Origin of the sequence: Kitasatospora sp. NPDC059577 (assembly GCF_042735475.1) — a bacterium.
In the GTDB taxonomy this organism is placed as follows: Bacteria; Actinomycetota; Actinomycetes; order Streptomycetales; family Streptomycetaceae; genus Kitasatospora.
On record NZ_JBHWBZ010000002.1, the window covers coordinates 163473 to 173507 of the forward strand.

Consider the following 10035-nt stretch of genomic DNA (forward strand, 5'->3'; position numbering starts at 1 on the left):
CGCTTGGGCTGGGGGGGCCGGGGGGGGGGGCCCCCCCCCCCGGGGGGGGGGGGGGCCCCCCCCCCGCCCCCCCCCCCCGGGCGGGGCGGGGGGGCGCGGGGGGGGCCGGCGGCGGAGGTGTTCCGCAGCGCCGGGGCGTCCCGCCGGCACGGCACGCCGTACGACGAGTGGTTCCGCCAGGCACTGCCGGCCGACTCCTCGCCGAAGGGGCTCCGACTTCCCCTCCACTGACCGGGCGTGACGCCGAGCCGGGCGCGACCGGCGCCCCCGGCCACCCCGGGTCACCGCGGGGCGATGCCCGATCACGGGGACCCGGCGGCCACGTCCCCGGGGAACGATCGCCGCCCGGGGAGCGCTCGACCCGTGCGGCGACCTCCCTCATGACGGAGGAACCGCCTCCCCCACCCGGACCCGCGAACCATCCCGGCACCCTGTCCGACCTGGGGACACGTACGCCGCCCCCGGCAGTTGCGCATCGGCGCCGGCCCGCCGCAGGCGCTGCGCGGGAATGTGGGGGTCCGCGGCCCGGAACATACGTGCCCGTCCCCCATGACCGCGAAGATCCCGCGACGCCAGGATGGCGGCGCGGTCGGACGCCGACCGGCTGCGGCAGTCCTCCGGCAGTCTCCAGGGAACGAAGGAAGAACGATGGCAGACGGGTCCACGGCTGGTCGGGTCCCGGCGGATCCGTACGCCGCGCTGTTCCCCGACCTGATCGAGGCGGTGCTCCGCAGACAGGGTGCGCTGGGCTGGTGCGTCGCTCCGGAGGACCTCTGGTGCCGGGTGTCCCCGGGCGACGTCGGCACGGGCCGGCGGCAGGGCTGGAAGCTCCACGTGTCGGCCACCCCGCTCTCCGCCCCGATGGTGCTGACCCGTGCCGCCGAGGTCCTCGTCGCCGCCCGGGCCCCGTTCAAGTGCGCCGGCACACCCGGGCGCGTGGTGGACCTCGTCTCGGCCCGCTACGACCGCGGGGGCGGCGGCAAGTTCATCACCGTCTACCCGGACGACGACGACCACTTCCGGCAGCTGGCCGAGGACCTGCACCGGGCCACCGCGCACCTGCCGGGGCCGGGCATCCTCTCCGACCGTCCGTACCGGCCGGGCAGCCTGGTGCACTACCGCTACGGCGCCTTCCGGGGCTTCCCCCGGCTCACCAACGACGGCTCGCCCGAGCCGATGCTGCGGGCCCCCGACGGGAGCTTCGTCCGTGACCGGCGGCAGGCCGGTTTCAGCCCGCCGCCCTGGGCGGTCTCCCCGCTGCCCCTGCCCGAGGAGCCCGCGCCCGCCCCCGGGACGAGCGTCCTGCTGATCGACCGGTACGTCGTGCACAAGGCCGTCCGGCACGCGTACAAGGGCGGCGTCTTCCTCGGCACCGACCGGCGGACCGGGCAGGAGGTCGTCATCAAGGAGGCCCGCCGGCACGTCGGGGCCGCCCTCGACGGCTCCGACGCGGGCGACCGGCTCGGCCACGAGGCGGAGATGCACGCGCTGCTCGCGCCGCTCGGCCTGTGTCCGCAGGTACTGGGCACCTTCGGCCAGGGCGGCAACCGGTACCTCGCCGAGGAGCGCGTCGCCGGGCGGACGCTGCGCGCCTGGACGTCCGAGACGCTGCGCCCCGACCGGGCGCGACTGCTGGACCTGGCCCGGCAGTCGGTGACCCTCGTCGGGGCCGTCCACGGACTCGGCCTGGTCCTGCGGGACCTCAACCCCAACAACCTGATGGTCACTCCGGACGACGAGGTCCGCCTGATCGACCTGGAGGCCCTCGCCCGCCCCGGAGACCACGTCCTGCGGCTGCACACCCCGGGCTACGGCGCGCCCGAGGTCGTCGACGGCGCCCTGAGCGGCCCGGCCCCCGCCCTGACGTCCGACCTCTACGGCCTCGGCGCCGTGCTGTTCCACCTGCTGACCGGCACCGACCCCGTCCTCGCCCCGGACCGCGGGGCGAGGCGCGACCGTCACGACCGCCTCTCCACCCTGCTGGCCGCCGCCCTCGCCGACCGCCCGGACCTGACCGCCTTCCAGCCGCTCGTGCTGGGGCTCATGGCGGAGCGCCACGACGACCGGTGGAGCCTGGACGCGGCCCGCGAAGCCCTCACCCGGCCGCCCGCCACCGCCGCCACCGCCACCGCCACCGCCACCGCCGTGGACGCTCCCCGCGCCGCCCCGCCCGCCCCGACCGGCGGGGACGTCCTGGACGGCCCGACCGCGGAGCGGCTGCTCTCCGACGGGCTGACCCACCTGATGGACACCATGACCCCGCTGGACCCGGTACGGCTCTGGCCCGGCGACCCCGCCACCGAGCGGACCGATCCCCTGAACGTGCAGCACGGTGCGGCCGGCATCCTGTCCGTCCTCACCGCGGCCGCCACACACCGGACGGACCCGCGGCTGCGGGCGACGGTCGCCGAGGCCGCGGAGTGGATCGCGGCCCGCGCCGACGCCGGCGAGCAGCGGCTGCCCGGGCTGCACTTCGGACGTTCCGGCACCGCCTGGGCACTGCTGGACGCCGCCCGGCTGCTCGACGACGACGGCCTCGCCGGGCACGCGGCCCGCCTCGCCCGCGAGGTGCCGGTGCGCTGGCCCAACCCCGACGTGTGCCACGGCGTGGCCGGCGCCGGTCTGACCCAGCTCCACTTCTGGCAGACCACCGGCGACGAGGAGTTCCGCAAGCGCGCGGTGACCGCCGCCGAACACCTGCTGACGACCGCCGCGAAGGGCCGGTCCGGTGTGGTGTGGCCCGTCCCGGCCGACTTCGACTCCGAACTCGCCGGCATCACCCACCTCGGCTTCGCCCACGGCGTCGCCGGGGTCGGCACCTTCCTGCTGCTCGCCGGACTCGCCGCCGAGCGGCAGGACTTCGTCCACGCGGCCCGGGCAGCCGCCGAGACCCTGCTCGCCACCGCACGCGTCCGGGACGACGGCGCGGGCTGGCCCGTCGAGGACCACGGCCCCGACACCCCCGTCCACGCGCCCCACTGGTGCAGTGGCGCCTCCGGCATCGGCACCTTCCTGATCCGCCTCTGGCAGGCCACCGGGGATCCCCGCTACCGCCGGACCGCCGAACAGGCCGCGACCGAGGTGTACCGCTGGCGGTGGCGGAGCCCGTCGACCGCCTGCCACGGCCTCGCCGGCAACGCCGAGTACCTGCTCGACCTGGCCGAGGCCCTGCACGACCCGGGCCACCGGCGCCGCGCCGAGGAACTCCTCGCCTGCGCCCACGCACGTCACGTCGTCCACGACGGACTGCACCTGATCCCCGACGACACCCTGACCAGGGTCGGCGTCGGCTACAACACCGGACTCGGCGGGCCGCTCGGCCTGCTGATCCGGCTCCACCACGGCGGGCCGCGCCTCTGGCTGCCCGCCCCCGACCCGGCAGGAAGGAGGTGATCACCATGACCGACGACGTCAACGCCCTGCAGCTGCTGGACAGTGAGGAGCAGGCCACCACGGCCTACATCTGTTTCCCGTTCAGCATCTTCGTGTGCGGCAACTGGAGCATCGACGACATGTGAGTCCGACCGGGCCGAAGTGAGCGCGAACCCGTCCTGTGACCACCCGGCAGCCGCCGGGAGACCCGAGGAGTGCGGCCTGACGTCCGCGCCCTCACCCTCCGGGAGTACCCGTTCCGGACGCACACGGACACGCGACCACGGAACCCCCACGACGGCGCGGGCGCCCGGGATCCCTCTCGGCCACCCGCGCCGTCCGGCTGTCGGCCGCACGCGCGCCGTCACCCCCGGGCCGGGGCACCGGTCCGACCTCCCGGCCCGACACCCCCGTCCGGCGTCCCGGTCCGACCTCCCGGCCTGGCGCCCGGTCCGGCTCCGTGCGACGGACCGCCGACCCCGTGCTCTCCGGATGGAAACGAACGGAGAGCCGCGGCCGTACGAAGTCCTCGTCGCCGGGCCCTACTTCACGGACCCGGTGTTCCACGGCCCGGACCGGCCGGTCGCCCGCGACACCCATGCCCGCAACCACCGGGCCCCTGCATGAGGTGAACACTTCACGACATGACGTGATCGTGTTAGCGTCCCTCGGATGTCGAGGATTCTGGTCACCGATCTGGACGGCACCTTGCTCGGCGGCACGCAGGACGACCGACGCCGACTACGGGACGCCCTGGCTCGCCATCCCGAGGTGACCCCGGTCTTCGCCACCGGACGCGGACTGGCCTCGCTCCGGGAGGTCCTCCGCGACCCGCTCGTCCCCCGGCCCCGGTGGATCATCGCCGACGTCGGCGCCACCGTCATCGACGGCACGGACCTCACCCGCGTCGACCCGGTCCAGGAACAGCTGCGCACCGGATGGCCGGGGGCGGACCGGGTGCACGCCGCGTTACGCCGCTTCCCCGGACTCACCTACCAGCACGGCGTCGTCCAGGACGGCCGCTGCTCCTACCACCTCGCCCCCGACCGGCTCACCGACGAACTCACCGCAGCCGTCGAAGGCCTCGGCTGCACCTGGGAGTACTCCGCGGACCGCTACTTCGACGTCCTGCCCCCGGGAGCCTCCAAGGGCAACGCCCTCCGGGTCCTGGCCGGGAAGCTGGGCTGGCAGCCCGAGGAGATCCTGGTGGCCGGTGACTCCCTCAACGACCTCTCGCTGTACCGGCTCGGCACGCACGCCGTGGTCGTCGGCGAGGCCGAACCCGCGCTGCTCGCCGCCCTCTCCGGGGACCCGCGCGTCCACCGCCCCGACCGGGCCGGCGCGGCCGGCATCCACGCGGCGCTCCGGGAACTCGGCTGGCTCTCCCCCGATCCAGGCCCAGGCCCAGGCGCCGGTCCAGGCGCCGGTCCAGGCCCCGGCCCAGGTCCAGGCGCCGGTCCCGACCCGGGGCGCCCCGTCGGCGGGCACTCCCTCGTGGTGGCCTACCACCGCCCGCCGCTGCACTGGAACGGCGACAGCTGGCAGCCGCCCAGCAGCCCCAACGGCATCCTGCCCACCCTGACCAGCGCCTTCACCGGCGGCCTGCCGGGCGTCTGGGTCACGGCACTGGTCGGCGGCGACCCGGACGACGGCCCGGACGGCAACCGCCCGTACCCGGCCGGCCTGCCGCTCTCCCCCGTACCGCTCGACCCGGACAGCTGGACCGGCTACTTCCACCGCGCCTGCAAGGAAGCACTGTGGCCGGTCCTGATGTCCGAGCCGGGCCGGTCGGTCTTCGACGAACGGGCCTGGGCCGACTACCGCACCGTCAACGCCCGCTTCGCCGAGCACATCAGCGCGCAGGCCGCTCCCGACGCCACCGTCTGGCTCCACGACTACAACCTCTGGCTCGTCCCGGGCCTGCTGCGCCGGCTCCGACCCGACCTCAGGACCGGTCTCTTCCACCACACCCCATTCCCCGCCCCGGAGGCCTTCGACACCCTCCCCGTCGCCGCCGAACTTCGTTCCTCCCTGGCCTGCCTCGACTGGGCGGGCTTCCACACCGAGGACTTCGCCGCACGCTTCCGCCGCACCCTGGCAGGCCTGCCCGATCCACCGCGGACCACCGTCCACCCGCTCGGCGTCGACCGGCCGGCCGTCGAGAGGCTCGCCCGCCGCCGCGCGGCACACCACCTCCCGGCCGCCGGCCGGGTCGTGCTCTCCGTCGAACGCCTCGACTACGCCAAGGCCCCGATCCAGAAGGTCGACGCCGTCGACCACCTGCTCGCCCGCCGGCCCGACCTGCGCGGCCGGCTCACCTTCCGCCTCGTCTGCCCGCCGCCCGAACCCGGCATCACCGCCTACGACACCACCCGTAGCCGCCTCGAAGAGCGCGTCACCGAGGTCAACACGGCGTGGCAGAGCGGAGATTGGCAACCGATCGACTACCTCCCCGGCCGCCTGTCCGGCACCGAGGTCGTCGACGAATACCTGAAGGCGGACGTGCTCTGGGTGACCTCCCTCCAGGACGGGATGAACCTGACCGCCAAGGAGTTCATCGCCACGCGGGCCGGTCTCCCGCACCCCCGCACCGGACCGGGAGTGCTGGTGCTCTCCCGCCACGCCGGCGCCGCCGCCGAACTCGGCGAGGCCGCACTGCTCACCGATCCCCACTCACCGGAGGACCTCAGCACCGTCCTCGGCCGAGCGCTCGACCTCACCCCGGCGGAACGCCGAGCCCGTATGAACCGGCTCTCCGAACTCCTCGGCCACGAGCGGCCCACCGAGTGGGCGACCCGCATCGTTCACGCGATCCGGAGCGGCTGCGCCCACGGCTCACCGTCGACGGCCTGATCCCCCTTCCGCCCGCCCGGCTCCCGCATCGCGGACCGGCCACGGCTCGGTCCCTCTGGCCCCGCTGGTTCCTCTGGTCCCTCTGATCCCGCTGTCACGCCTGCTCCCCCGCGCGCAGCTCGGTGGCGATCTGCCGCCGGCCGGCGACCAGCGTCTCCGCCACCACCCCGAGGCAGACCAGCAGGGCCAGGCCCGCCGTCGGCAGCAGCACCGGCACCAGCGCGGGTGCCAGGACGTCACCGACCCTGGCACCGACCAGCGTCGAGATGTCGAAGGCACCACCCAGCAGCGCGACCGCGGCCGCGGCGACCAGGCCGCCGCCGACGGCCGCCGCCAGGGTCTGCGGGAGCGCCTCGGCGACGATCAGCGCCAGCCCCTGCCGCGGCCGCAGGCCCATCGTGCGCAGCCGGGCCAGCACGGCCGTGCGCTCGGGCGCGGCCCGGAACAGCGTCAACAGCACGGCGAGCAGGGCGAATCCGCCGCCCGCGGCGGCCGCGTACCGGAACAGCCGGCCGGCGGCGTGCTGCAGCGGATCGTCGGCGAGGGCCGCGGCGGTCTCCCGGCTGCTGTGCACGGTGTATCCCGCGGGCAGGCCGTGGGTGTCCTTGCCGACGGCCGTGGCCTCGTCCGCGATCAGCCTGGCCAGGCCGACCGGCCGGACCACGCCGTTGTCCCGCAGGGCCGACCTGACCCCTTCGGGGTCGACATCGCCGACGGCGAACCACTCGTTCACCCGTTTGGCGTCCGGCAGCCGTTCCCAGGCGGGGCCGGCGGGAACGACGACGAACGGCTTGCCCGGGTCCGGCAGCGCGGGGGTGGCGCCGACGGTCCCGGCGACGGTGAGACGCAGGTCGTTGCCGTTGGGCGTGCGCACCCGGGACGCCCCTGTGGCGAGGCGCTCGGCCAGGTCGCGGCTGACCAGTGCGGGCACCGGGGTGTCCGGGCCGCCGGGCGTCCCGGCCAGCTTCGCCGGGTCGAATCCGCCGACCCCGAGGGTCCGGGCGATCTCGGCGTACGCCGCCGGATCGACCACCATCACCAGGTAGGCCTCGGTGTCGTTCTGGTCGGCACCGGTGATGCGGGCCTTGGGCTCGACCCGGACCGCGGTCGAGGCCCGGACGCCCGGCAGGGCGCCGGCGGCCGTGGTGAACGGCTCGGTCAGGGTCGCGTAGTCCGGGAGGGAGACGCCGATGTCCCCGCCGGTGGCGATGCGCGCGGCGCGGGTCCGCACGTGATCGACGGTGTCGAGCACGGTGGCGCCGAACCCGGCCGTGGTGACGGCGATCAGCAGGGCGAGCTGGGGCAGCGCGGAGGTCCGGCGCCGGCCCGAGGTGTCCCGGGAGGCGCGGGCCAGGCCGAGGAAGCCGATCAGGCCCCGGCCGCGGCCGGCGAGGGCGGCCGACCAGCCGATCACCACCGGTTCGATCCGGGCCAGGACCAGCCCGCCGGTGACGGCGAGCAGCAGCGGCGCGGCGACCAGCAGCGGATCCAGCCCGGCGCCGGTGCCGACGCCCCGGCGCCTGACCTCCGCCACGGCCACGACGGTGACGGTCAGGACGGTGAGTTCGCCGACGAGTCGGCGTCGGCCGCCGGCCGCCCGCGGGCGCGCCCACAGCAGGGCCGCGCGGGCCGGGAAGGCCGACAGGGTGATCAGCGTCGCGACCAAGGCTGCGAGCACCGAGCGTTCCCACCGGGGGGTGGGCAGCAGCACCAGGGCGAGGGCCGTTCCGAGCACGGCGGCCGGCAGGACGGTGACCGCACCCTCGCCGATCAGCCGTCGCAGCACCCCGGCGAGGGAGGCGCCGCGGGCCCGGAGCAGGCGGATCTCGGCGGCGCGACGGTCGGTGCCGAGGGCCGCGGCCAGGAACAGCACGACGACGGCCACGCCCGCGACACCGGCCGGGCCGATCGCGCTCAGCGGCATGGCGGCCCGGTAGCGGGCGTCCGCCCGGCCGAGGAGGTCGGGAAGGCCCGAGGAGGTGTGCAGGTCGGGGCGCCCGGTCGCGCCGGCCAGAGCGGTGGCGTCGCGCCCGGTCAGGAAGGAGCCGAGGATGCCGCGGGTACGGTCGAGCCGGTCGGCGCGCAGCGACGCGGCGTCGACGGGCAGCCGCCAGAAGTTCTCGGCGCCCGAACCCCAGCGGGCCATCGCGGGCAGGCTGCCCCCGTCGACGAATCCGCTGGTCATCCAGTGCTCGTGCTCGGGGTCGGGCCTCAGGCAGGCGCGGGTCGGGCAGCCGAGGTCCTCCCAGAACGGGTCCTGGGGGTCGTTGACCCGGTAGAGGCCGACGACCACGGTGGTCCGCTCGGTGCCCGGGCCCTCGACGCCGTTGTCGATGACGTCACCGAGCTTGATGTGAATGGTCTCGGCGGCCTTCTTGCTGATCACGATCGGCAGCGGACCGCCGACCGCGCCGGGGGCCGGCCAGCTGCCGTCGGTGAGGGTGACCCGGGCGGCCAGGTCGTGCACGTACAGAAGGCCGAGGACCGGGTCGGTCAGCTTCTCGGCGATCCGGACGTACTCCGGATTGCGCATGCCGTGGTCGGCCAGGGCGCGGGAGCCGTAGGCCCTGCCCGACCGGGTCGGCGTCAGCTCACGGCCGAACGCCTCGACCAGGGTCTGCTGCACCCGGTCGAGCGTGGCCGCCCCGTCGTCGTCGCGGACCCTGGAGGTGGTCTGCAGGCTGGTCTGGTTGATGCCGTTCCGGCCGACGAAGTCCTGGAGCGCCGCATCCGCGCCCCGGTCCGCGATGCGGGGGAAGGCCGCTGTCAGGAAGACGGTGACGAACGCGAGGGCCGCCATGAGCAGCGCGGCCGCGGGGCTCGCCCGCAGTCTGGTACGGACCCAGCGTGCGGGGCGGTGTGCGGTGTCGGGGGTGGGCACACGCGTGCCGGCCCGGGTGGTCACAGCTCCGCCGCGTGGCGCAGCCGGGCCGCCGGGTCGCTGAGCCTTACCCCGGCCACCTCGTCGTCGAGCCGGGCTTCGAAGCCGAGCACCATCGTCCTCCCCCGGTCATGTCCCCGGCCGTGTCCCGACCCCACCCGGCCTCGCCCGGCGATCCGATCCGGCCGCAAAACCGGGCGCGGACGAACACTTCACGGGCACACAAGCGCAATGATCACCGGAAATTCGATCACCGGATAGCGGACGATGCTGTCAGATTCGACCCGGGAACGGAAGGGACTTGCGCGAATCACCCGACCGAGGAACGTATTTCCTTCATTGACGGGATCCCCGCTGGCGACAAGCGAGTTGACGCACCACGCACAATTCCCGACTCCGGCTTCACCACCCGCCCCCGACCAGGGAACTTCCCGCCCGGGAATTCGCCGCCCGGAACGGTGAACCCGTGAAACCACCTCGGCCGTTACCCCGGACGAAATCGGACAGCCACCGCCCGCGGGAATACTCCGCAGGACGCAGCACCAGGCCGCCGGCACCGCCAGACCCCCGGCCGCCCCACCCCCGGCCGCCGCGGACCGCGGAGGTCGGGCGCACCGGAGTTCCGCCCGGGCAGCCGGCGCCGAACGGCACCAGGAGGCGCGGCCCCGCCCCCGTTTCGGCTTCGTCGGGAAGGTCGACGCCAACGGGCACCTGTCGGTCGCAACGACGGCGCCTGGATCATGCACAGGAACGACGGGAAGGTGTCGATCGCCGGCGACCTGCGCGTCCACGGGGCGTTCCGCGCCGACAGCTGACGGACGTGCCGCGACGGGGGGCGCGGGGGGGGCGCGGCGGGCGCGGGGGGGGGGGGGGGGGGGGGCGGCCCGCGCCGCCGCCCGGACCGCGGCGCGGGCGGGGCGACAGCCGGG

General features: G+C 75.4%; 5 protein-coding genes. 4 read left to right on the plus strand and 1 reads right to left on the minus strand.

What is annotated here, in order from left to right:
• Positions 1 to 648 precede the first annotated feature (648 nt).
• The 4 genes from lanL (at position 649) to ACFV0O_RS03305 (ending at position 6225) form a co-directional block, all read left to right on the plus strand.
• Positions 649 to 3393 (plus strand): class IV lanthionine synthetase LanL, encoded by a 2745-nt coding sequence (gene lanL, locus ACFV0O_RS03290; RefSeq protein WP_380335655.1) that lies wholly within the window; start codon positions 649 to 651, stop codon positions 3391 to 3393.
• Complete coding sequence (locus ACFV0O_RS03295; RefSeq protein ID WP_360267515.1) at positions 3390 to 3518, plus strand: ALQxL family class IV lanthipeptide; 129 nt, start codon at positions 3390 to 3392, stop codon at positions 3516 to 3518. The genes lanL and ACFV0O_RS03295 overlap by 4 nt, the downstream gene beginning before the upstream one ends.
• A 346-nt stretch (positions 3519 to 3864) precedes the next feature.
• Complete coding sequence (locus ACFV0O_RS03300; RefSeq protein ID WP_380335658.1) at positions 3865 to 3999, plus strand: hypothetical protein; 135 nt, start codon at positions 3865 to 3867, stop codon at positions 3997 to 3999.
• A gap of 45 nt (positions 4000 to 4044) precedes the next feature.
• A complete protein-coding gene (locus ACFV0O_RS03305) occupies positions 4045 to 6225 on the plus strand; it encodes an HAD-IIB family hydrolase (RefSeq protein ID WP_380335661.1) in 2181 nt (726 codons plus the stop codon).
• A gap of 94 nt (positions 6226 to 6319) precedes the next feature.
• Here ACFV0O_RS03305 and ACFV0O_RS03310 read toward each other — a convergent pair whose 3' ends face one another.
• Positions 6320 to 9130 (minus strand): hypothetical protein, encoded by a 2811-nt coding sequence (locus ACFV0O_RS03310; RefSeq protein WP_380335664.1) that lies wholly within the window; start codon positions 9128 to 9130, stop codon positions 6320 to 6322.
• Positions 9131 to 10035 lie beyond the last annotated feature (905 nt).

What these genes read in the sequence shown, in the direction of transcription:
- lanL (WP_380335655.1), top strand. Translation starts at nt 649, where the DNA reads ATGGCAGACGGGTCCACGGCTGGTCGGGTCCCGGCGGATCCGTACGCC.
- ACFV0O_RS03300 (WP_380335658.1), top strand. Translation starts at nt 3,865, where the DNA reads ATGGAAACGAACGGAGAGCCGCGGCCGTACGAAGTCCTCGTCGCCGGG.
- ACFV0O_RS03305 (WP_380335661.1), top strand. Translation starts at nt 4,045, where the DNA reads ATGTCGAGGATTCTGGTCACCGATCTGGACGGCACCTTGCTCGGCGGC.